15 protein-coding genes and 8 pseudogenes are annotated in these 22,414 nt (G+C 45.5%); 16 read left to right on the forward strand and 7 right to left on the reverse strand.

Annotation, left to right across the window (positions count from 1 at the left end):
• Window positions 1–158: 158 nt before the first annotated feature.
• From AK966_RS13355 to AK966_RS13365, 3 genes and pseudogenes are all read right to left on the reverse strand, one after another.
• Window positions 159–332: pseudogene (locus tag AK966_RS13355) on the reverse strand (VOC family protein); the annotation flags it as partial.
• Window positions 325–1,254 carry a LysR family transcriptional regulator gene (locus AK966_RS13360; RefSeq protein ID WP_099078221.1) on the reverse strand — a complete coding sequence of 310 codons (930 nt, stop codon included), beginning with the start codon at window positions 1,252–1,254 and terminating at the stop codon, window positions 325–327. The pseudogene AK966_RS13355 and the gene AK966_RS13360, both read right to left, overlap by 8 nt.
• A gap of 77 nt (window positions 1,255–1,331) precedes the next feature.
• Window positions 1,332–1,814, reverse strand: coding sequence for a hypothetical protein (locus tag AK966_RS13365; protein WP_099078220.1), 483 nt, complete (start codon window positions 1,812–1,814; stop codon window positions 1,332–1,334).
• 213 nt (window positions 1,815–2,027) lie between these two features.
• Here AK966_RS13365 and AK966_RS20335 point away from each other — a divergent pair.
• The 6 genes and pseudogenes from AK966_RS20335 to tdh (AK966_RS13395) form a co-directional block, all read left to right on the forward strand.
• Window positions 2,028–2,425 (forward strand): annotated as a pseudogene (locus AK966_RS20335) (sensor histidine kinase); the annotation flags it as partial.
• Between the two features lie 580 nt (window positions 2,426–3,005).
• On the forward strand, window positions 3,006–4,412 hold the full coding sequence (locus tag AK966_RS13375) for an aminotransferase class V-fold PLP-dependent enzyme (RefSeq protein WP_099078219.1): 1,407 nt from the start codon (window positions 3,006–3,008) through the stop codon (window positions 4,410–4,412).
• A gap of 65 nt (window positions 4,413–4,477) precedes the next feature.
• Complete coding sequence (locus AK966_RS13380; protein ID WP_119464327.1) at window positions 4,478–5,395, forward strand: transporter substrate-binding domain-containing protein; 918 nt, start codon at window positions 4,478–4,480, stop codon at window positions 5,393–5,395.
• Window positions 5,396–5,400: 5 nt separating this feature from the next.
• Window positions 5,401–7,731, forward strand: coding sequence for a bifunctional diguanylate cyclase/phosphodiesterase (locus AK966_RS13385; RefSeq protein WP_119464328.1), 2,331 nt, complete (start codon window positions 5,401–5,403; stop codon window positions 7,729–7,731).
• Between the two features lie 214 nt (window positions 7,732–7,945).
• Window positions 7,946–9,139, forward strand: coding sequence for a glycine C-acetyltransferase (locus AK966_RS13390; protein WP_099078216.1), 1,194 nt, complete (start codon window positions 7,946–7,948; stop codon window positions 9,137–9,139).
• A 37-nt stretch (window positions 9,140–9,176) separates the two neighbouring features.
• Window positions 9,177–10,208 carry an L-threonine 3-dehydrogenase gene (gene tdh, locus AK966_RS13395; protein WP_119464329.1) on the forward strand — a complete coding sequence of 344 codons (1,032 nt, stop codon included), beginning with the start codon at window positions 9,177–9,179 and terminating at the stop codon, window positions 10,206–10,208.
• Window positions 10,209–10,440: 232 nt separating this feature from the next.
• Here tdh (AK966_RS13395) and AK966_RS20170 read toward each other — a convergent pair whose 3' ends face one another.
• Both AK966_RS20170 and AK966_RS20175 read right to left on the reverse strand, forming a co-directional pair.
• Window positions 10,441–10,572, reverse strand: a complete 132-nt coding sequence (locus AK966_RS20170) for a hypothetical protein (protein ID WP_259343771.1) — start codon at window positions 10,570–10,572, stop codon at window positions 10,441–10,443.
• 8 nt (window positions 10,573–10,580) lie between these two features.
• Window positions 10,581–10,751, reverse strand: a complete 171-nt coding sequence (locus AK966_RS20175) for a helix-turn-helix domain-containing protein (protein WP_253252653.1) — start codon at window positions 10,749–10,751, stop codon at window positions 10,581–10,583.
• Window positions 10,752–10,825: 74 nt separating this feature from the next.
• On the opposite strand from AK966_RS20175, the pseudogene AK966_RS13405 reads away from it, so the two are divergent.
• From AK966_RS13405 to tdh (AK966_RS13420), 5 genes and pseudogenes are all read left to right on the forward strand, one after another.
• Window positions 10,826–11,218: pseudogene (locus tag AK966_RS13405) on the forward strand (ISAs1 family transposase); the annotation flags it as partial.
• Between the two features lie 21 nt (window positions 11,219–11,239).
• Window positions 11,240–11,443, forward strand: a complete 204-nt coding sequence (locus AK966_RS19950) for a hypothetical protein (RefSeq protein ID WP_220473356.1) — start codon at window positions 11,240–11,242, stop codon at window positions 11,441–11,443.
• 50 nt (window positions 11,444–11,493) lie between these two features.
• On the forward strand, window positions 11,494–13,731 hold the full coding sequence (locus tag AK966_RS13410; protein WP_119464330.1) for a thiamine pyrophosphate-dependent enzyme: 2,238 nt from the start codon (window positions 11,494–11,496) through the stop codon (window positions 13,729–13,731).
• A gap of 41 nt (window positions 13,732–13,772) precedes the next feature.
• Window positions 13,773–13,901, forward strand: a pseudogene (locus tag AK966_RS13415) (methyltransferase type 12); the annotation flags it as partial.
• Window positions 13,902–14,051: 150 nt separating this feature from the next.
• Window positions 14,052–14,209 (forward strand): annotated as a pseudogene (gene tdh, locus AK966_RS13420) (L-threonine 3-dehydrogenase); the annotation flags it as partial.
• 272 nt (window positions 14,210–14,481) lie between these two features.
• On the opposite strand, the pseudogene AK966_RS20180 reads toward tdh (AK966_RS13420), so the two are convergent.
• A pseudogene (locus tag AK966_RS20180) lies at window positions 14,482–14,771 on the reverse strand (mechanosensitive ion channel family protein); the annotation flags it as partial.
• 240 nt (window positions 14,772–15,011) lie between these two features.
• Here AK966_RS20180 and AK966_RS13430 point away from each other — a divergent pair.
• Window positions 15,012–15,359 (forward strand): transcriptional regulator, encoded by a 348-nt coding sequence (locus tag AK966_RS13430; protein ID WP_099078212.1) that lies wholly within the window; start codon window positions 15,012–15,014, stop codon window positions 15,357–15,359.
• A 73-nt stretch (window positions 15,360–15,432) separates the two neighbouring features.
• Here AK966_RS13430 and lldD read toward each other — a convergent pair whose 3' ends face one another.
• The gene (lldD, locus tag AK966_RS13435) at window positions 15,433–16,572 is read right to left on the reverse strand and encodes an FMN-dependent L-lactate dehydrogenase LldD (protein WP_099078211.1); all 1,140 of its coding nucleotides are present in this window, start codon (window positions 16,570–16,572) and stop codon (window positions 15,433–15,435) included.
• Window positions 16,573–16,759: 187 nt separating this feature from the next.
• On the opposite strand from lldD, the pseudogene AK966_RS13440 reads away from it, so the two are divergent.
• The 4 genes and pseudogenes from AK966_RS13440 to AK966_RS13455 form a co-directional block, all read left to right on the forward strand.
• Window positions 16,760–17,155, forward strand: a pseudogene (locus AK966_RS13440) (LysR substrate-binding domain-containing protein); the annotation flags it as partial.
• A gap of 132 nt (window positions 17,156–17,287) precedes the next feature.
• The gene (locus tag AK966_RS13445; protein ID WP_119464341.1) at window positions 17,288–19,321 is read left to right on the forward strand and encodes a prolyl oligopeptidase family protein; all 2,034 of its coding nucleotides are present in this window, start codon (window positions 17,288–17,290) and stop codon (window positions 19,319–19,321) included.
• A gap of 290 nt (window positions 19,322–19,611) precedes the next feature.
• On the forward strand, window positions 19,612–21,972 hold the full coding sequence (locus AK966_RS13450; RefSeq protein ID WP_119464331.1) for a Lon protease family protein: 2,361 nt from the start codon (window positions 19,612–19,614) through the stop codon (window positions 21,970–21,972).
• Between the two features lie 142 nt (window positions 21,973–22,114).
• Window positions 22,115–22,412 (forward strand): annotated as a pseudogene (locus AK966_RS13455) (methyl-accepting chemotaxis protein); the annotation flags it as partial.
• Window positions 22,413–22,414: the final 2 nt, after the last annotated feature.

Raw genomic sequence — 22,414 nt, forward strand, 5'->3', positions numbered from 1 at the left:
GTCGTAAAACAAAGCCTCGGTGCGCCGAGGCTTTTTGTTTTCTACTGGGGCGCACGTACCGTAGTGTTTTCCCCTTGTTTTATTCAGCGGTTAGCCAACAAAACCTGTGAGATAGCAGTCACTTATTAACCTTGTTTTTGAGTTCATACACAGAGTAAGCTAAACAGTTCGATTTGAACACCGTTAGGCAGAGCAAGGTCAAGCTTATAGGAGTCTCTGGCTTTGCGATAATTTTCAGCAATGACTTTTAGCCCCAACACTTGGGTGTAAAAGCGTTTCGAAGTTGGGTAATCACTGCAAATGATCGCGATGTGGTGAATGGCATTAAACATGACGCAGTTCCTTCGACCTCAAGTGTTCCTTCATAAAATCGATAAACACGCGTAGGCGGGCTGGCATGTATTTGGTTTGCGCGTACTGCATCGCAATAGCGCCGTGGTAGTTACTCTTAATCATCCAATCCGACAGCACTTCAACCACTTCGCCACACGCAAGTGCCTCTTTAATTACAAAATCGTGGAAGATGCCAATCCCCAACCCTGCCTTTACGCCGTTTAAACGCATTTGAGAATGATTAACGGCATAGCGACCACTGACGGCAATCGAGTGAAACGCTTCCTCTTTGAAGAATGACCAGATGTTGTCTTTGTCGTTCTCTGCAAGGTAAATACAGTCGTGCTGTTCAAGCTCAGTTGGATGCCCTGGCATACCGTGTTTGGCGAGATAATCTGGAGAAGCACACAAAACTAGATTGGTCTTGCTGATCTCTTTTAAAACCAAGTTTTCGTCCGGCTTATCCGTGAGTTTGAACGCCACATCAATACCTTGGCGGAACAGGTCAATCTCACCATCTGCGGCGCGTAACTTCAGCTGAACATTTGGGTAACGCTGCAAAAAAGGTAAAACAAACGGCTGAAGCACCGAATTAAGAAACGCTTCTGGTGCTGCGACGGTGAGAGCACCTGCTGGCTCAGTATGTTCTTCTGCAGAGAGCTCCACTGCTTGCTGCGCTGCGTTCACCATAGCAATGCTCTGGGCATACACTTTTTGGCCAGCTTGGGTGATGAGCAGTTTACGCGTGGTGCGTTCAAACAGTTTTACTGAAAGGGCTTGCTCTAATCGTGTGATCAGCTTACTTAAAGCAGAGGGCGTTACACCGAGCTTTTTGGCTGCGGCAGTAAAGCTGCCTTCGTTTACTACTAAGATAAACGAAGCAAGATCAGGAAGTAGAGCAATGAGCTTTGGGTTAACCATAATGATTCAGTTTTGCGTAGCGAAATGACGATATTGTCTGGCGCAACGTAGCTTGGTTCAAGTGTCGCCGTCTCGCATTAGCGATATTTTATTAGAAAAGCCGTTAGGATCGGCAAACCTGATTCACCAAAATGGTATTGCTGCCAGCAACGATAAATCGCGGTCTCGTGATCAGCGATTAACTCAAGTGCGGCTTTCAAAGTGGTGGACTCTTCTGTTGTGCTGGTCTGTACCTCAACTTGTTCATACCAGCGACGGTATTTCACTTCATAAGGTTCGACCCAAGTGAGTAAGGTTGAAACCAGTTCGTCCCATGGTAACGCGATCCACTTTTCTGCATCTGCGAGGCCTTTTTCAAGCATCTCTTTATGCCGACTCTCGATGTCCATTCCTCTGGTGGTCAGAATGGGTTTGAGCTTCTCTGCGGTCAGTTCTTCTACCTTCATCAAGGTTTCCCAAAGTTCATCTCGCTTGGCGCATGAGTAGTTATTTAAGTAGTGATTGAAAAATGCGATGCCATAAACTTCGCCATAGTAGGCAGAAAGCACGTGATGAATCATTGTGAGAGCCGTCATGAGAACCGTGAATCACGCATTTTAGGAGGGATTAGCACTTAGAGTAAATAGCTGAGTCGCACTATGACATTACTGGCTCAGATATTCGATAGAACTTGTGAGAATTTGATGAAGTTGCTGATAGATTTGATCGTCATTCTTAGAGTCAAGAACGCAAAATGTTCGAAGCGTAATACTTAACCTACACGAGTCACGGACAAAGAAGCCCCTATGACGAGTTATGAATATCGCCCAGTGAAGCTTGGTACGTTGATGGCTGAGTGTACCAAGACGATGTAATGCCAGTTTTCACATTAAGGAGTGGTGTTGAAAATTGATGCCGACAAAGGGATTCAAACGGTCTGTGATAAAGGTTTAGTGGAGCGCTTAACTATTAACCTATTGGAAATGCGTTGCGTCACAGCCCAATCGGAACAGAGGTGCATTACCAAGCTCACTTAATTGAGAGTGAGTCACGAATTTATTTCACTTTTACCAATCATATCGAGAAAAGTGCTCCCACAGGTTCATTGGGCATTGGAACGAAAATTGTCCAATCGATATTGATGCTACACCATAGCTATTTAGTAACGAGTACAATCAAATCTACCTGTTAGCAACAGTTCATCCTTAGATCGTTATGATGTTGGTGGTGAATCTCTAAGTAATCTCTGGCTGCGTGATTCAGTGACAGATCAGCTCTCTACATATTGATGTCGTTTGGGTATAACGACAGGTAGCTTTCTTTCCCATGTTGTTAACGTGTAAAAAACATTAATAAATTGCATTAAAACAACACAAAGGATGGGTCTAAATAAAATGCATATCATCACATATTTAATGTGACACACTGAATAATTAACTTTGGTGTCGATGTTGCCACTTTGAGTTAACAAAATTCAATTTAAGCTGTTGTTTACGGATTGTTAAATTATTGTTCGATATATTATTCGATGGGTGTTTGTGGGAGTATTTTAATGTGTGTTTAGTTGTTTATTTTATATGTGTTTAGTTGTTTATTTATTAAGGGGAAAATTGCTGCTTATCTCGCCATTATTAGTGAAAAGTGGAACCGAGGTCACTTAATTGCAGTGAAAATACCTAATTCATTGGGTGAATAGGTAATAATGTATTGGTAACAGATAGTTACGGTCTCATAATTAATAATATGGCTAAATTTCCGACAAGGACCGAAAAATGAGCGACAAGGAATCTATTCAGACTAATTACAGCCGACGCAATTTTCTTAAAGGCGCAACTGGCGCAGTTGTAGCTGGCGTCAGTGCTTCCGCATTTTCTGGCGCTGTTCAAGCAGCGGAACCGAAAATTGATTGGAACAGCGGCACACTAGGCAAAAAAAATGATAAGCACTTTTGGAATAAAGTACAAAAGCAGTTTGTTTTAGATAAACGAACGACTTACATGAATATCGGTACCACAGGGTCGATGCCAAAGCATGTTTTAGAAGGTTACGAGCACAATAATATGTTGGTTGCGAAATACCCTTGGGACATGAAAGGTGAATTTGGCGGTTTTCCTTATGTATCAGATATGATTGCCGACATTGCACCGGGCTTTGGTGCGAATGCGAATGAAATGGTACTATGCCGCAATACCACCGATGGTTTATGTTCGATTATTAACGGCCTACATTTCGAGCCAGGTGATGTTATTCTGACCACTCACCATGAGCATATTGCTGCGACATCTCCAATGAATGTGGCGAAACACCGCTTTGGTGTGGACGTGGTCGAGGTTCAACTTCCTGTCTTTACAGGTACAGAGAGTGTGACTGAAGAAGATTACGTTCAAGCTTTCCGTGATGCGATTGAAGCGCACCAAAATGTACGCTTGATGGTTTTTTCTCATATCACTTATAAAACGGGTACGACTCTGCCTGCTAAAGCGATCTGTTCTTTAGCGAAAGAATACCGTATTCCAACTTTAGTTGATGGTGCTCACACTGTTGGTATGTTTGACTTAGACTTCCACGATATGGATTGTGACTTCTATACAGGATCTGGTCATAAGTGGCAGTGTGGTCCGGGCGCAACAGGTATCTTGTATGTACGTGATAACGGCAACCGTTTGAATGAGTACTGGAGCGATCGTGAAAATCCATTGTGGTTGATCAACTCTTCTCTTTCTCACTCAGATTACTTAGGTAAGCAGTTACAAATGCAATACGTTGGTAATGATAACTACCCAGCAAAACAAGCGCTTGCGGATAGTTGTCAAATGTGGGATGAAATTGGTCGTGACCGCATCCAAGCGCGTGTACTAGAGTTGAGCGCTTTATGTAAGAGGCTGCTTAACGAAGCGTTACCACATGCTCAGATGTATTCGCCAAATGTGGAAGGCTTAACCAGTGGTCTAACAACGTTTAACCCATTAAACGATGTGACAGATAATGAGCGACTGACTCTGTTCCGCGACCGTCTTCGTGAAGAATATGGCTACATCATCCGCACGACAAGCTTCAAATTATACAAAGAGGACGCATACGAAACGCACGCACTGCGTATCTCGACCCACTTGTTCCATGATGAGAGCGATGTTGAAGGTCTGGTAAAAGCGATTGCAGATCTTTACTACTCTTTCTAATTCCATCTTAGGTTGGTATTCTGCGCCCTTAATTGGGCGCTTTGTAAATGAAAAGGTATTCATTTATGTTAGGTAATACACGCAAACGTAGCTTGGCTGCGATGGCAATGGTCGCATTGGCTTCACCTCCCGCTTACGCGAATGAGCTACAAGCGATCAAAGAGAGTGGTGTATTGCGCCATATAGGAGTGCCTTATGCCAATTTTGTGTCTTACATTAACCAAGGTGAAATGAAGACACTGACTGGTTTAGACGTTGAAATCATCAAGGGCTTTGCTGACTCTTTAGGCGTGAGCTATGAATATGTTCCGGCTCAGTGGAATAACATGATTGGTAAGCTAACTGGTCGCCAAGTGCATTATAAGGATAAGCAGTTGGTGGAGGGGGAACAGGTGCCAATTGAAGGTGATCTCATTGCGAATGGCGTTACGATTTTAGATTGGCGCACTGAAGTAATCGATTACTCATACGATTACTTTCCATCAGGCGTATGGCTTGTGGCGCGAACGGACTCTTCTTTAACACCAATCAAGCCAACAGGTAAAATCGAACGTGATGTCACTGCTGTTAGAGAGATGATTTCAGGTCGTGAAGTGCTGGCAATGGAGCACTCTTGCCTCGATCCTAACTTATATGATTTGTATGACACTGGCGCAAAAGTGATTCTGCCTGATGGAGCGCGACTTTTAAACGAAATGGTCCCGGCAATAATGAAAAACGACGCTGAGAGTACATTACTCGATGTCGCGGATACGCTCATTGCTTTAGAGAAGTGGCCTGGAGAAATCAAAGTGATTGGCCCGATTTCGGAAAAGCAGAAAATGGCGGTAGCATTTCGTAAAGATTCGTCAGAATTAAAAGAAGCTTTTAACCAATATTTAATCTCTATGAAGAGAGATGGATCGTACCAAGCTTTGGTCGAAAAATATTACCCATCGATTTATTATTTCTATAATGACTACTTCTTAGGAGGTAATAAGTAAGGCATATGATTAAGTCTGGAAATATATTATCAAGTAATAAAATAATCACAATCAGTGCGATACTGGTATCGCTCTATTTAGGCATGATTATTACGGTAACGAGCTTGGGGCAAAATAAGTTAAGAGAATCCCAGCATAGAGAATTAGAACTAAAAGTAAAGAGTTATGCAGGAACGCTTAATAATCTATTTACGATAGCGAGTGAAGATATTGATAATTTGTCGACAGACAAAACAGTACAAACGTTTTTTGCAAACTTAGCATCCGGCATGTCGATGGAATATGGTTTGGGGGCAAGCTTAGTTAATTTGGAACGTAAACTGAACAAAAAGACGGCAGCCAAAGCGATTAATGGTCTACCGATTTATACACAGTTAAAACTGGTTGGCCTAGATGGGAAAGTCATCGTGGCTTCTGGGCCAGATTTTAACCGGAATGTTTATAGCGTTCACCTTCTTGACAATCATCAGTGTGCGGACAATATCGTCGCGACCAGAGACAATGGTAAAATACTAATACAAGTTATTAAGCCCGTAATCCTATCCACCAAGACGGTAGGTTATCTAATTGCAGATATTAATGAAAACGTGGTTATTGATCAGCTGACAAACCAAGAGCACGAGCATAGTTATGGCCGAATGGTGCTGAGAATCAATGATCTCGACATGGATGTGTGGGATTCTCTGAACCAAAAGTTGAGGGAAGGTGATACCAGTGACAGTAATGAGAACTTACAAGAGTTACAAGAGAAAATCTATTTTGAAATTCCTGTTGGTAGCCACCGCGACTTCAAGCTCATGGCCTGGTTTGAATCTCTGACTGAACGTGAGTTATATACTTCGAAAATGTTTATTTCAGGGTTAAGTGTATTAGCGATCTTGATTGTCATTGGTTTGTTGTATGCGTTTAATCTTAATAACACTCGTGTTGAGTTGAATATAAAACTCGAAGAAGAGAAAAAGCGCCAAGATATTCTTGCGCAGAAAAATCAACGTTTGACGAGTGAAATTGAACGTCGTAAATCTTCAGAGTTAGAACTGGCTTATCAAGCGAAGCATGATGTGCTCACGGGGCTACCGAATCGAACGTCTGGTGCGGATCGTTTGGAACTTGAGCTTTCTCGAGCGCAGCGCAGTGATTCCAATGTATTAGTGATGTTCATTGACCTTGACCATTTTAAGCAGATCAATGACTCCATGGGACATTTTGTTGGTGACGAGATTCTAAAGTTAGCCTCAGAAAGACTCCAGCAAGCTGTGCGTAAAACGGATCTACTCGCACGTAACGGGGGCGATGAGTTCTTGTTGGTTATTCCGGATCTAAAAGACACCGACAGCGCTAAGCGTTTTGCGACAACGGTGTTGTCTGTGTTTAATGAGCCGTTTAGTTGGCAACATCATGAGTTCTTCCTGACGGCGAGTGTGGGCATGTCGGTTTTTCCGAAAGATGGTGACAATGCTGAACAATTGCTCGCTTGTGCTGATATGGCGATGTATCGTGTCAAACAGGATGGACGGAATGCGTTCTGTTTTTATGACCACAACATGAACCATGATTTACAGCGTTTCCTCGATTTAGAGAGTCGTTTACGTCACGCCATATCACATGATTTATTAGATCTTTATTACCAGCCAATTATCGACTTGGAAAAAGGCGCAATAGTGGGGGCTGAAGCATTGATGCGATGGAATGATGAACAATATGGTTTTGTGAGCCCTGAAGAGTTCATCGCTATCGCTGAGAAAAACGGCTTGATTCATCAATTAGGTGAATTTGCTATTCGCGAGGCGTGCCATCAAGCCGCACAGTGGCAAACGATTTCACCTGTCGTAGTCTCGGTGAATTTCTCTAGCGTGCAATTCCGATATTGTGATCGTTTGTTCGAGCAGATCAAACAGCACCTAGAGGAGTCCGGATTACCTGCCGAGAAATTTGATGTGGAAGTGACCGAAAGTTTGTTGTTCAACCACAGTCAGGAGCTCATTGATTTGCTTGATAACCTCAGAGCGCTGGGGGCGAAACTCACCATTGATGACTTTGGTACGGGTTACTCGGCTTTAAGTTATTTACAGAAGTTTCCGTTTGATCGCCTTAAGATTGACCGCAGTTTTCTGCAAAATATGTTTGAAAATGACTCCGATCGTGAATTAGTCAACGTGATCATTGCAATGGCGAAAGCGCTGAATCTGAAGATTGTTGCCGAAGGCATTGAAGAGCAGCGTCATGTGGACTATTTGAAAAACTTAAACTGTGAGTTTGGCCAAGGTTTCCACTATAGCCGACCAGTGCCTGCAGAGGAGTTTGAAGCACTTCTCAAACGACCAACTTGGTCATAACTCCTTTTATTACAGCCTGATAGGAAAGCATTAATCTAATTTGTTCCTCAAATTCATTAATGCTTTTCCACCTTAAGGGATAATCGTTTTTTCCTGCTTGAATTACACTACACTTAATTGACAAGTGAACGCCTGTGACCCCCCGTCATTCAAAGGCTCGCTCTCATTCTAATCGAGTAAAAACTCGACAAATTAAACAGGAAGGAATTGCCGAATGTCTTCTGCATTTTACCAACAGATTCAGCAGCAAATTGAAGAAGTGAAGGCGGAAGGCCTTTACAAAGCAGAGCGTATTATCACGTCCCAACAGAAGGCTGAAGTTAAAATTGCCAGCGGTGAAGAAGTACTTAACTTCTGTGCGAACAACTACTTAGGTCTAGCTAACCACCCTGCGCTTATCGAAGCGGCGAAAGAGGGTATGGACGAGCATGGTTTCGGTATGGCTTCGGTTCGTTTCATTTGTGGTACGCAAGACATCCACAAAGCGCTAGAGCAAAAGTTATCTAAGTTCCTCGGTAAAGAAGATACTATTCTTTACACTTCTTGTTTTGATGCGAACACCGGTCTGTTCGAGACGATTCTTGATAAAGAAGACGCAATTATCTCTGATGCACTGAACCACGCGTCAATCATCGACGGTGTACGTCTGTGTAAAGCCATGCGTTTCCGCTACTCAAACAACAACATGGAAGAGTTAGAGCAACAATTGATCGCTGCGAAAGAAGCGGGCGCTCGCCATACGCTAATCGTAACGGATGGCGTGTTCTCTATGGACGGTGTAGTCGCTAACCTTCCTGCTATCTGCGACCTTGCAGACAAGTATAGTGCGCTAGTCATGGTGGATGACTCACATGCCGTCGGCTTCATGGGTAAGAATGGTGCAGGAACGCATGAATACCATGATGTGATGGATCGTATCGATATCATCACTGGTACGCTGGGTAAAGCAATGGGCGGCGCATCAGGCGGTTACACTTCTGGTAAAGCAGAAGTGATAGACTGGTTACGTCAGCGCTCTCGTCCATACCTATTTTCTAACTCTGTTGCTCCTGCAATCGTAAGCGCTTCTATCCGCGTTTTAGACCTACTAGAAGAAAGCGGCGATCTGCGTGATCGCTTATGGGAAAACGCAGCACACTTCCGCGCACGTATGGAAGGTGCAGGCTTCACGATGGGTGGCGCAGACCACGCGATTATTCCTATCATGCTAGGTGATGCAAAAGTTGCTGCCGAGTTTGCTGAACGTGCCCTAGAAAAAGGCATCTACGTTATCGGTTTCTCATTCCCAGTGGTACCAAAAGGTCAAGCACGTATCCGTACTCAAATGTCAGCTGCGCACTCTCGTGAGCAACTAGACCGTGCAATTGATGCGTTTATCCAAGTTGGTCAGGACATGGGCATCATCTAAGATTCTAGGACCAAGGATCTTTAGTTAAGGTTATATTATGAAAATTAAAGCACTATCAAAGCTAAAGCCTGAAGAAGGCATTTGGATGACTGAGGTTGACAAGCCTGAAGTCGGCCACAACGACATTCTGATCAAAATTAAGAAAACGGCTATCTGTGGTACAGACGTACACATCTACAACTGGGACGAATGGTCGCAAAAGACCATTCCAGTACCTATGGTTGTCGGCCATGAATATGTGGGTGAAGTGGTTGCAATTGGTCAGGAAGTTCGTGGCTTTGAAATCGGTGACCGCGTATCTGGCGAAGGTCACATCACTTGTGGTCACTGCCGTAACTGTCGTGGCGGTCGCACTCACCTATGTCGCAACACAATCGGTGTAGGTGTAAACCGCGAAGGTGCATTTGCAGAATATCTAGTGATCCCAGCGTTCAACGCGTTCAAGATCCCTGAAGGGATCTCTGACGATCTAGCGTCTATCTTTGACCCGTTTGGTAACGCTGTACATACAGCGCTGTCTTTCGACCTCGTTGGCGAAGACGTGTTGATCACAGGCGCAGGCCCAATCGGTATCATGGCAGCAGCAGTAGCGAAACATGTTGGTGCTCGCCACGTAGTGATCACTGACGTAAACGAATACCGTTTAGATCTTGCTCGTAAGATGGGCGTAACGCGCGCGGTAAACGTCGCTGAAGAGAAACTAGAAGACGTAATGTCTGAGCTAGGCATGACAGAAGGCTTTGACGTAGGTCTAGAAATGTCTGGCAACCCTTCAGCATTCAACTCAATGCTGAAAACCATGAACCACGGTGGCCGTATTGCGCTACTAGGTATTCCACCATCAGACATGGGTATCGACTGGAACCAAGTGATCTTCAAAGGCCTGATCATCAAAGGTATCTATGGTCGTGAAATGTTCGAAACTTGGTACAAGATGGCTTCACTGATCCAATCAGGCCTCGATCTCACGCCAATCATCACTCACCACTACAAGATTGAAGACTTCCAAGAAGGCTTCGACGTTATGCGTAGCGGGGCTTCTGGCAAAGTTATCCTAGATTGGGAGTAGGGTGAAGTCAGGTGAATAAGGGCTTTTATTGTTTGCTTGAAAACAGGTTATCCGAACAGGTGAATGGTAAAAACAGCCCCATTTTTCACTTCGAAATGCCCCAAATTTGCCCCAAAACTGCCCACATTTACTGGGGCAAATTGGGGCATACTTAGTAGATAAAATATACTAGGTGACTATTTTAAAATCATCGTGTAATTCTCTCCAGTGAAGCATTAATGCAGATTTATGCTCAGCTTTCATTTCCAAACCAAAATTCAAGATCATCATTATCATCTTTTAGATCTGACAATTGTGGTTCGAGTTTAGCAGTGCTAGAAACATTATCCGCTTCCTGACGGTTAGCCTTTGGTGAGATCGTCATTTCGAGTCCTAGCCCTTCAAGCACCGAAGTAATGTTGATAGTCGTACGTCAGCACCACTTTCAATACGCTGGTATTGTTGCTGCTTCATTCCAATACGCATATACATATCTTTTTGCTCTAACTTAAGCTTCTTTCGTTGCTCAATTAGTAGAGTTGGAATTTCATCAATATTTTTCATTATGCAGCCTTAAATAGCACATTAATCAGCTTAACAACACTTTAGTCGTTTTGTTCTTGAAAGGAGATTAATGGTGGATGTGTAAACCATATCAATGGGGTGGTCTAAGAAGCATTATTAAAGTCACTTCTGAGGTTGAACATTCAATGACAGGAAAGGTGAGCAAAGAGACTCGTTGGTATACGAGTTCATTGGATTTAGATGCAGAGCAAGTACTTAAAGCCGTCCGAGGACACTGGCAAGTAGAGAGTATGCATTGGATGCTAGATATGACTTTCAGAGAAGATGAGTGCCGCATTCGGAAAGGAAATGGAGCCTTTGCTTTCAATGCGCTAAGGAAGATCGCTCTCAACTTATTTAAGTTCGATACGACGAAGAAGATAAGTATGGCACGGAAGAAAAAGAACGCAGCCATGAACGATGAATACCGCTCAGTGCTTTTAGAATCTGCGATTGAAATGCGCTAGCCTTGGGACAATATTCGCCAAATGAAGCTTCTTTTGTATACTGTCTATAATATGCTGCTAGAAGCCTACACGCCGCGACAACTCGAATACAAGACCGGCGGACCGCCCAACATCGATATGATGATGGATAGCACCAGCCTGCAACATGAATTGGCCGGGCTCGACATCGTGCAAATCGAAGAGACTGTCCGTGACATCCGCGAAGGCCAATTTCGTAATGAGTAAGGCGCAGTTGTGCAACTGCTGTCCCGAAAACTGGGAGGGGAAGATACATCATGAACAAACCGAAAATCGCTGACACTAAACCCATCGCCGTTGAGCTAGAGAAAGATAAAAAATATTACTGGTGCACCTGTGGTCTTTCATCCAACCAGCCCTTCTGTGACGGTTCTCATGCAGGCAGTGGATTCGAGCCACAGGCGTTCACCGCACAGCAGGATGGCAAGGCATTTCTGTGTCAATGCAAACGCTCGGCCAATCCCCCCTTCTGTGACGGCAGCCATAACGCCATTACCCAGGAGGAACTCGACGCCGACCAGGGACTCGATACGATTTGGTACAAAGTGGCCGGGCTGGATGAGCTCAAGGATGACGAGGTCCGTTCGGTACAGGCCGGCTCGAAAACCATCGCCCTGACCTTCCATCAGAGCCAGTACGGGGCACTGGACAATGCTTGTCCCCACCAGGGTGGCCCACTCGGCGAGGGCGGCATCGAATGCGACGAGAGCGGCGAATGCTGGCTGCGCTGCCCCTGGCATGGCTGGGACTTCCATCCGTTGAGCGGTAAATCCCCCGGTGGATTCGGGGATGGAGTGGATACCTACCCAGTCGAAGTGCGCGATGACGGAGTCTATGTCCAGGTCAAGGAGCATCGGGAACGTACCCGCACCATCTCCGACGTCATGGTGGAAACCATGGTGAACTGGGGTGTCACTCATGTCTTCGGCATGGTAGGGCATTCCAATCTGGGCTTGGCGGACGCGATTCGCGAACAGGAAGATGCTGGGAATCTCACCTACATTGGTATTCGCCACGAGGGCGCCGCGTCTTTTGCCTGCTCAGGCTTCGCCAAGCTATCCGGAAAACCTGCCGCCTGCCTGTCGATCGCCGGTCCCGGCGCGACCAATTTGATGACCGGCCTGTGGGATGCCAAGGTCGATCGCGCACCCGTACTCGCGTTGACCGGTCAGGTCAACACCCAGGTGTTCGGCCCGGGCGCTTTCCAGGAAATCGATCTGGCCTCGGCCTTTCAGGCGGTCAGCCGCTTCAGTCAGACTGTGCTGCCGGGCAGCCGACACGCGGAACTGATGACGTTGGCGCTCAAGCATGCCATCGTCGAACGGGATGTGGCGCACTTGATCTTCCCAGACGAGGTCCAGGTCTTTGCGGCGGCGAACGATGCGCAGAGTTCATCGCCCGATGGACGCCTGGCAGCGCAGCAAATTTCACCGGCCAACGACTCGCTAGGCATGGCGCTAGAGAAAATTGCGGCATCACAGCGTCCGGCTATCATCGTTGGCTACGGTGCAAGGGAGGCCATGGCGGACGTACTCGCGCTGGCGGAGCGACTCAGTGCCCCCGTTCTGACCACCTTCAAGGCCAAGGGTCAGGTCAGTGACCGACATCCATTGGCCGCAGGGGTACTTGGCCGCAGCGGCACCCCCATCGCCAGCGGCTGCATGAACGAAGCCGATCTCCTGATCGTGTTCGGTGCGTCATTTGCCAATCACACCGGGATCACCGAACACAAACCCATTATCCAAGTCGATTTCGAACAAATGGCTTTGGGTAAGTTCCACCCCGTCGATGTGCCGGTCTGGGGCGAGGTCGGCGTCACGGCCCGGCGCCTGCTGAACGACCTGCCGGCAATGCATTCGACCGTCGACCAGCGAGCCGAAGTGGCTGGGCGCTGGGACGCATGGCGTGAGGAAAAAACGCGCCGCGCGGCTCGCAATAACGACCACGGGCTCAATTCCGCCACCGTCTTTGACGCACTCTCAGCGGCCTGCCCGGAGGATGCCGTCATCGCGGTAGACGTGGGCAACAACACCTACTCTTTTGGCCGCTATTTCGAATGTACCAATCAGACAGTGCTGATGTCCGGCTACTTGGGTTCTATCGGCTTCGGTTTCCCCGCTGCCATGGGTGCCTGGGCCGCCACCCAGACGGTCGAGGCGCACAAGGGAAGGCCGGTGATCTCAATCAGTGGAGACGGCGGCTTCGGCCAGTATCTGGCGGAGTTTACCACCGCCGTCAAATACGGCATGAACCTGACCCATATCCTGCTCAACAACAGCGAACTGGGTAAGATTTCCAAGGAACAGCGTGCGGGCAACTGGCAGGTTTGGCAGACATCCCTGCACAATCCGGATTTTGCCGAATTCGCTAATTCCTGCGGCGGGCTTGGCATCCGCGTCGACACGAAAGACCAACTGGATGAAGCGATCCGAAAAGCCCTTGCCTTCGATGGTCCCGCACTGGTAGAAATCAAAACCGATGCAGAACTGATTTGACCTATCGATAAAGCGAGAACAGAACACACAACCAAGAGCGGTTCTTCACAGAGGCAATGCTTTCATTGCCTAATATATCAACTCAGTGCAGCGATTTTGAAGAAGTGTTTGAAGCAATGGGGTTGCAAGTCAGAGGCATCAAAAGCCGACTTTTAGTGTCGGAGTGGTAATGTCGGAGAAGGGAAAGGTTGCTATAATACGTAGCAGCTTTCCCTTTTCTTATATCAAAAATACAAAAGCGCATTGATTTGCCCCAAATCTGTCCCATAGATTATTGTAAATTTTTGATAATTAAAGGTATTTAGACTGTTATTCCTAACATGTTCGAAACTTGGTACAAGATGGCTTCACTGATCCCATCAGGCCTCGATCTAACGCCAATCATCACGCACCACTACAAGATTGATGACTTCCAAGAAGGCTTCGACGTTGTGCGTAGCGGGCAATCTAATCTGGCAAAGTTATCCTTGATTGGGAGTCGGGTAGTACAAGGTTAGATAGGCTTGTTGCTGTTACCCAAGCACTGGTTATCCGAACATGTGAATGGCAAAAATAGCCCTATTTAACGCCCTAAAATGTCCTATTTTTGTCCCTTAGACAGCGAAATAGTAATAAAAAGTGCCTCATACAGTATGAGGTACTTTTGTATCACTTGATGAAAAGTTTGGGTTTATTGTCCATCCTCAAAGTTTACTTATAGTGTTCAGCTCTCTTTTGCTTTCTCAAGCTCTCTCCACGCACGTTCTGACTCGTGCTTAGCCAGTTGAATTGATTGCCTAGTTCGCTGTGCAAAACGATGCCCAACGAGACGGTTGCAGGCCAGCACCAAATTAGCGTGCTGATGGGGGGGTTAATGCTTCTAAAAGCAAATCAACCCAATGGAAAGGGATTTTCTCTACAAGAATAGATTAGCGAGAGTGTAATACCCGCCATGCAATCCACGTGAAAAAGCTTGCAATAGTGATGAATAATACACTGCTGATCCATTCTTGATGGTGGACCATGATATCGTTTTGTAGTTCAGTAAGCCAAGGTGACATAGGTGTTGTTTCTTTCTAAATAGCAATGGCTAAAAGGTAACAAAGTCTGCGTCTTTACCCTAGTGGAATCATTGTTCTAGCGGGCTCAATGAAAGTGTTTAGGTAGCCATCGACGTTTTTTTGGGCGAGATGACTGTCAAGAGATTCAATGGATGAATTGTTTATTCTCTGACTCATCCCTAACATTTATCACACTCAAATATGAGACCGTAGGGCCACTTTGAATAGGGGAGGTGGATCATGGAATTTACAGAGCTAGATAGAAACGCGCTCTATGACATTTGGATGTCGCAAAAAGCAAAAATGCATATGACTCAAATGGAGATGGCGAAACGTATGGGTTTGGGATTGCACGAATTTACCGCCTTATTACGTGGAAATACGCCACTAACGCTAAGTTTTGTTAATCAGCTTTGTGAACAACTGCACGTGCGTCCAAATCAGGTTATTCCGTCTTTCACTGAGCGTGAATTTTCCACTTCAGGTTCGGTTTATTTACAAAACCGAGTGACAGTCGATGGGGACATACGCAATGTATTCATTGAAGGCAGCCAAGTCGTTATTGAGTATGAACACAAAATTGGCTGATCCAGTTTAGAGCAAATCCGAGCGCCAAGTACGAATGGTATTCGGCGCCTTATGTTTAAGTCAGTTATGCTGGTTATGGCATCCTTACCAAGGAGTTTTGTGACAGATCACCAATGCTCTTCGCGCCCGTAAGTGTCATTGCTACGCGCATCTCTTTGTTGTACAGATCGAGCAAATTTTCTACGCCTTCCGCCCCTTGAGCAGCCAGCGCGTACACGAATGAACGGCCAAGTAGCGTGCAATCTGCACCGAGTGCTAACATTCGAACCACATCCAAGCCCGTTCGAATGCCCGAGTCGACGAAGATCTTGAGATCCCCTTTCACTGCATTAGCAATACTGGGTAGCGCTTTTGTTGTTGAGAGCACGCCATCAAGTTGGCGACCGCCATGGTTAGAAACCACAATGCCATCAGCACCGAATCGAACCGCGTCTTTTGCGTCTTCTTCATCAAGAATGCCTTTGATGATCATCGGGCCATCCCAAAAGTCTCGTATCCACTCTAGATCTTTCCATGAGATTGAAGGATCAAAATTCGCGCCTAACCAACCGATGTAATCACCCAGCTTGGTCGGCTCACCACGGTACGTGGAAATGTTGCCCAAGTCGTGAGGTTTACCTAATAAGCCAACATCAAGTGCCCAACTAGGATGACGCATTGCTTGGAATACACGACGAATAGCGGCATTGGGGCCGCTCATACCCGAGTGCATGTCACGGTAACGAGCTCCTGGTACGGGCATATCTACGGTAAATACCAATGTTGTAACGCCTGCCGTTTTGGCACGTTCAAGGGCATTTTTCATAAAGCCACGGTCTTTAAGCACATAAAGCTGGAACCACATTGGGCGTTGAATTGCTGGCGCAACTTCTTCGATAGGACAAACCGAGACGGTAGACATAGTAAATGGAATACCTTTTTTTTCGGCTGCTTGCGCCGCTTGTACTTCACCGCGTCGAGCGTACATACCCGTTAGGCCTACCGGAGCGAGGGCGATCGGCATCGCCAGTTTTTCTCCAAAGATAGTCGTCTCTAGGCTTAGGTCGCTCATGTCACGCAGTACCCGTTGGCGCAGTGCGACATCACCTAAGTCATCGGTATTGCGCTTTAGTGTTCGTTCATCGTACGAGCCCCCATCAATATAATGAAAGAGAAAAGGAGGCAGCTTGGCTTTTGCGGCTGCACGGTAATCAGTAGAAGCAGAGATAATCATAATGGGATAGTCCTAGCAATGGTTCTATCGTTGCCTACTTCGCAAGAGGTAGATGCTCGCTATGCATAGCGTTCTTGCTCAAGGTTTACGCGCAACAGAAAACGATTTTTATGTGATACCTTGTTAAATTAATGTGAATTTACCTCTTTGCTTTTTATTAATATAGGGAAATAATGAAATCCTTTATTCCTACATCACAAAAAACGGCAAGCCTATCGTTCCTATCGACCTCACCAGTCATAATTGCCTGCAATATGCCTATCAAACCACAGGAGCAACGGATTGGCAGTTTAAGGAACAAGAAGGGGATTATATCGTGGAAGTATCGGGTTACTTCTTAACAGACAACGAAACGGCATTAAGAAAAGCCGCATTGGGCGGGCATGGTATCGCTTATGTGCCACGTTGCTTGGTTTATCATGATATTCACAGCGGTCAGTTGGTGGACATCTTTCCGGATTTGGTTGGTAAGAAGCTTGGTGTTTATGCGGTTTCCCCTTTTACTCGTCAGTCACCAAACAAAGTAAAATTGTTGATAGAGCACATGCGCGAACGCTACCTCGCGATAGCACATTATTTCTAGACGCTTCATAAATTCAATAAATGTTTCAATGTTTTGGTTGAAATTAGATGCCTACACCTTAAGGTAGATATTGAGAATACATCTCAATAAAAACTAAAATAATGAAACTTCAAACGGAGCCACATGGACGTTATGGATTACCCAAAAACACGTAAAGATTCTGTCGTGGATACCTATTTTGGACACGACATTGCAGACCCATATCGCTGGTTAGAAGACGATCGCAGTCAAGAAACCGCAGAGTGGGTGTCTGGGCAAAACGCCGTCACTTTCGATTTCCTTGGTCAAATACCATATCGCCAGCAAATTCGTGACTTAGTTGCAGACAGCCAAAACTACGAAAAGTATTCTCAGCCATTTGTGCATGGTGATTACACTTACTTCTACAAAAATGACGGTTTGCAAAACCAAAATGTACTTTATCGCCGCAAAGGAGTGGAGGAAGCAGAAGTATTCCTTGATCCAAATACTTTTTCTAAAGAGGGGAGCACTTCTCTGGGTGAAGTGAGTTTTTCTCAAGACAACCGCTTAGTCGCGTATTCGATTTCAGAAGGTGGCAGTGACTGGCGTAAGATCTTCGTGATTGACGTTGAAACCAAGCAGCAGCTTGAGCCTGAAATTGTCGATGCCAAGTTCACTGCGATTTCTTGGTTAGGCAATAAAGGTTTTTACTATTCAAGCTATGACAAGCCAGAAGGCAGTGAACTGTCTGCCCGCACTGAGCAACACAAGCTCTACTACCATGAGTTAGGTACACCTCAGTCAGAAGATGAGGTCATTTTTGGTGAGTTTGAGTCACAGATTCATCGTTATGTAACGGGTACAACAACCAAAGATGATCGTTTCTTGATCATTTCAGGTGCGGAGTCGACATCGGGCAATCGTCTGTTTTATGTTGATTTGGATTCCGAGTCTCAAGAGGTTGTGACACTTCGTGACACCACCCAAGGCGATACTTACCTAATTGATAACCAAGATGATACGCTGCTTTTCTACACCAACCTCGATGCACCAAATGGCAAAGTAATGAGCTACCACTGTCAGACGAAGCAATGGGCAGAGGTCATTGCTGAGCAAGCGCAGCCACTGGATGTAAGCAAAGGTGGCGGCTATTTGTTCGCGACTTACATGGTCGATGTGTTGTCCAAAATGCAACAGTTTAGTTACCAAGGAGAGCTGATCCGTGACCTGGCTTTACCAGGGGAAGGCACCGCATATGGACTGGCCGGCAAAGCAGAAGACAAAACACTTTATTACACCTTCACGAACTACACTACACCACCAACCATTTTCTCTTTTGACGTCGAAAGTGGTGAATCCACACTCTATCAAGAGTCGAAAGCGCAATTTGATCGTAACGGGTATGAGTCTAAGCAGGTGTTCTATCGCTCGAAAGATGGCACCAAAGTGCCGATGATCATTTCTTACAAAAAGGGGACTAAGCTTGATGGTACTGCTCCAACGATACTGTATGGTTACGGTGGTTTTAATATCAGTTTAACGCCGATATTCTCAGAAAACGTCGCAAACTGGCTAGAGCTTGGTGGCATCTATGCCGTAGCTAATATGCGTGGCGGCGGTGAATACGGCAAGGCTTGGCATATTGCCGGTACGCAGCAATTAAAACAGAACGTATTTGATGATTTTATCGCTGCTGCGGAATACTTGATTGAGTATGATTATACCAGTTCTGAGCGTCTTGCAATTCGCGGTGGATCGAATGGTGGTCTACTTGTTGGTGCGTGCATGACACAGCGGCCGGAGTTGTTTAAAGTCGCGCTGCCTGCGGTGGGCGTACTCGATATGCTGCGCTATCACACATTTACCTCTGGTGAAGGCTGGAAGTATGACTTTGGCACATCTGAGCAGAGTGCTGAAATGTTCCACTACTTGCTTGGTTATTCTCCAACCCACAATGTGAAGCCAGGCGTGGACTATCCTGCAACGCTTGTAACAACCGCTGATCACGACGATCGCGTAGTACCAGCTCACTCCTATAAGTTTATTGCTGAACTTCAGGATAAATACCAAGGTGATAACCCGGTGTTGATTCGTATCGATGTCAACGCAGGTCATGGTGCAGGAATGCCACTTAGCAAGCAAATTGACCTCACCACCGACATGTACGCCTTTACTCTTTATAACATGGGAATTAAAGCTCTGTAGTTCGCACCGCAGTGCTTTCACACTAAAAAACGCCGCAATTTATTCGCGGCATTTTTCCTACGCTATGTCTGATCACTTACTTATTGTGATTGGTATAATTGAAAAGCCTGTCTTATCTAATCTCTTTGTTTGTCAGTATCCATGTGAAATTGAATAAAGTGACGTGATTTTGTTTATGGTTTAGTTGCTCAAAAAGCATTCAATTGAACTGGGGTGGAAGATAAATCACTTAAACTTAAGCAAATAATCTCTACACTGAGTTAATGACAATAAGAAAAAAGGAGACGGATATGGCCATACAAAGATTGGAACCAAAACAGCTGTATTCTGTAGCTAATCTAGAGAATATGCCATGTAAGTCGACCAAGGAACTGCCTCCGATTGATGAAATCGTCGGCCAAGAACGCGCGCAAAAAGCGGTTGAGTTCGCGATGTCTATCAAGGAGAAAGGGTACAATATTTACGCTATTGGGCAGAATGGCCTAGGTAAGCGCACCATGATTTTGCGCTATTTGAATCGTCATAAACACGATGCGGTAGAGTTATTTGATTGGTGTTATGTGGCTAATTTTGAAGACACGCGAACGCCAAAAGTACTTAAGTTACCCTGTGGTATCGGTAGCAAGCTACGCGCCGATATCGAAAAGCTCATGAGCAAGTTAATGAATGCGATGCCACTCGCTTTCGACAACGAAATGTATTATAGCCGCGCCGATCGCTTGAAGAATCAACTTGCTGATAAACAGCAACTTGAATTGGACGGCATCAGCAAAGAAGCCAAGGAAAAGGGTGTTAGCTTAACGATCACCACTCAGGGCGATTATCAGTTTGTTGCGATGAATGGCGACGAGCTTCATACCGAAGAGTCATTTGATGCTTTGAGTAAAAAAGATCAAGAGTATTTCGCTAACAGTATCGATGAGCTAGAGGTCAGTTTGCGCGGTATGATACGTGAACTGACGGAGTGGGAAGAAAACTTTAGCGAGAAAATCAAAAAACTCAATGATGAAGTCACGTTGGATGTGATCACTCACTTCATCAAACAGCTCAAAGTAGACTATGCGGGTTACTCAGAAATCAAAAACTATCTGACGGAACTTCAGAGAGACATTGTCGAAAATGCCGAGATTTTCCTAGATCAAGATGGGGAGCAAGGTGAGATAGCGACCGCATCATTAGACAAGAAGCTACCACGTCGTTACAAAGTGAATGTATTGGTAAACCGTGCTGATTGTGATTTCCCTATCGTTGTAGAAGAGAACCCAAATTATCATACGCTGTTTGGTTCGATTGAGACGGCAACGTTCAAAGGCACGGTATTTACTGATTTTTCATTGATCCGCGCTGGTAGTTTACATAAAGCGAATGGTGGCGTATTACTCATTGATGCGCAAAAGGTACTGGAGCAACCTTATGTGTGGGATGGTTTAAAGCGTGCCTTGCGTTCTCGCCAATTGAGTTTTACATCGTTAGAAAAAGAGGTCACCCTCACGGGGGCGGTGTCATTAGATCCTGAGCCGATCCCACTGAGTATTAAAATTATCTTGTTTGGTGATTATCGTACTTATCAGCTCCTTCAGCATTACGATCAAGAATTTGGAGAGTTGTTCCGTGTGACTGCGGACTTTGAAGATGAGATGAAGCGCACACCCGATTCTGAATTGCAGTATGCGCGCTTTATTTCCAGCGTGGTAAACGATAACAACATGCTGCATTGTGATAAGAAAGCGATAGCGAGGGTTATCGAGTATAGTTCTCGCTTGTCTGGGGACCAAACCAAGTTATCTCTTCATTCGGCCAACATTGCAAACGTGTTGCGAGAATCAAACTACGTTGCGCGTCAAGCGAACTCCAATATGATTCGCATCGGTCATGTAGAAGAAGCGCTTAAGAATCAGGAAATGCGCGTAAGTCGGCTGCAAGACAGCGTAATCGAGACGTTTGTCAATGGCACCACTTTGATCCGTACCGAAGGCACGGCAATTGGGCAAGTGAACGCTTTATCGGTACTGAGTACAACGGATCATATGTTTGGCGCACCCAATCGAATTACCGCTACAACCTGTTATGGCGATGGTGGTGTAATTGATATTGAACGCAGCGTTGATTTAGGGGGCAGTATTCACTCCAAAGGCGTCATGATTTTGTCTGCCTACTTGTTATCAGTGTTTGGAAAAACGGCACGTGTACCGCTAACTACTACGATCACGTTTGAGCAGTCTTATGGTGGCGTTGATGGTGACAGCGCAAGTATGGCGGAACTATGCGCCGTGGTGTCGGCATTTTCTAAACAACCTAACCGTCAGGATATTGCGATTACCGGCTCTATGAACCAGTTTGGTGAAGCGCAACCAATTGGAGGAGTGAATGAAAAAATTGAAGGCTTCTATGACGTTTGCGTGATAAAAGGGCGTCACCCAGGGCAAGGGGTGATTATTCCGCGCTCCAATGCACACAATCTGATGCTTCGCCAGGATATTGTGAAAGCAGTAGAAAAAGGCGATTTCCACATTTGGGCGATCGATCATGTTACTGAAGCAATAGAACTTTTTACTGGCAAAGCCGCAGGAGAAGCGACAGATGAAGGTACCTATCCAATTGATACCACCTTCGGATTGGCGCAAGCCAAGCTCAACGCTTTGCGAAAGTAAGACAGTGTTGAATCGATGTGATCTTACACTAGCGGTTGTGGCGACAATATATTGTTGATATGACAAAATATTTTCGCCTAATTCCATGAACTTATTGCTGTTTTATAAAGACATTCTGGCGAAAATTGATGATCAAACCTATTCATTGCAAGTCAGCCTTGAAATGTTGTGCCGCAATAATGAGCTAACTCAACAAGCGAATGACGCCTTGATTGGCATAACGGAATCAGTTGCGAACATTAATGATTCAAATACTCAGGTCGCCACCGTTGCGAAAGAGCAATCTCGAGTGACACAGGACATCAACCGTAATGTGGTAAACATGTCTGAACTCGGAAATCAGAATCTAGTGGGTATTAGCCAAAGTGCGAGTGCGAGCACAGAGCTGTCACTGCTGGCAGAAAAGCAAAAAGAACAGCTAAGTGTTCTTTAAGCTATAAAT

The organism is Vibrio sp. PID23_8 (assembly GCF_003584965.1).
Taxonomy (GTDB): domain Bacteria; phylum Pseudomonadota; class Gammaproteobacteria; order Enterobacterales; family Vibrionaceae; genus Vibrio.

What these genes read in the sequence shown, in the direction of transcription:
- AK966_RS13360 (WP_099078221.1), bottom strand. Translation starts at nt 1,254, where the DNA reads ATGGTTAACCCAAAGCTCATTGCTCTACTTCCTGATCTTGCTTCGTTT.
- AK966_RS13365 (WP_099078220.1), bottom strand. Translation starts at nt 1,814, where the DNA reads ATGATTCATCACGTGCTTTCTGCCTACTATGGCGAAGTTTATGGCATC.
- AK966_RS13375 (WP_099078219.1), top strand. Translation starts at nt 3,006, where the DNA reads ATGAGCGACAAGGAATCTATTCAGACTAATTACAGCCGACGCAATTTT.
- AK966_RS13380 (WP_119464327.1), top strand. Translation starts at nt 4,478, where the DNA reads ATGTTAGGTAATACACGCAAACGTAGCTTGGCTGCGATGGCAATGGTC.
- AK966_RS13385 (WP_119464328.1), top strand. Translation starts at nt 5,401, where the DNA reads ATGATTAAGTCTGGAAATATATTATCAAGTAATAAAATAATCACAATC.
- AK966_RS13390 (WP_099078216.1), top strand. Translation starts at nt 7,946, where the DNA reads ATGTCTTCTGCATTTTACCAACAGATTCAGCAGCAAATTGAAGAAGTG.
- tdh (WP_119464329.1), top strand. Translation starts at nt 9,177, where the DNA reads ATGAAAATTAAAGCACTATCAAAGCTAAAGCCTGAAGAAGGCATTTGG.
- AK966_RS20170 (WP_259343771.1), bottom strand. Translation starts at nt 10,572, where the DNA reads ATGACGATCTCACCAAAGGCTAACCGTCAGGAAGCGGATAATGTTTCT.
- AK966_RS20175 (WP_253252653.1), bottom strand. Translation starts at nt 10,751, where the DNA reads ATGAAAAATATTGATGAAATTCCAACTCTACTAATTGAGCAACGAAAG.
- AK966_RS19950 (WP_220473356.1), top strand. Translation starts at nt 11,240, where the DNA reads ATGAAGCTTCTTTTGTATACTGTCTATAATATGCTGCTAGAAGCCTAC.
- AK966_RS13410 (WP_119464330.1), top strand. Translation starts at nt 11,494, where the DNA reads ATGAACAAACCGAAAATCGCTGACACTAAACCCATCGCCGTTGAGCTA.
- AK966_RS13430 (WP_099078212.1), top strand. Translation starts at nt 15,012, where the DNA reads ATGGAATTTACAGAGCTAGATAGAAACGCGCTCTATGACATTTGGATG.
- lldD (WP_099078211.1), bottom strand. Translation starts at nt 16,572, where the DNA reads ATGATTATCTCTGCTTCTACTGATTACCGTGCAGCCGCAAAAGCCAAG.
- AK966_RS13445 (WP_119464341.1), top strand. Translation starts at nt 17,288, where the DNA reads ATGGATTACCCAAAAACACGTAAAGATTCTGTCGTGGATACCTATTTT.
- AK966_RS13450 (WP_119464331.1), top strand. Translation starts at nt 19,612, where the DNA reads ATGGCCATACAAAGATTGGAACCAAAACAGCTGTATTCTGTAGCTAAT.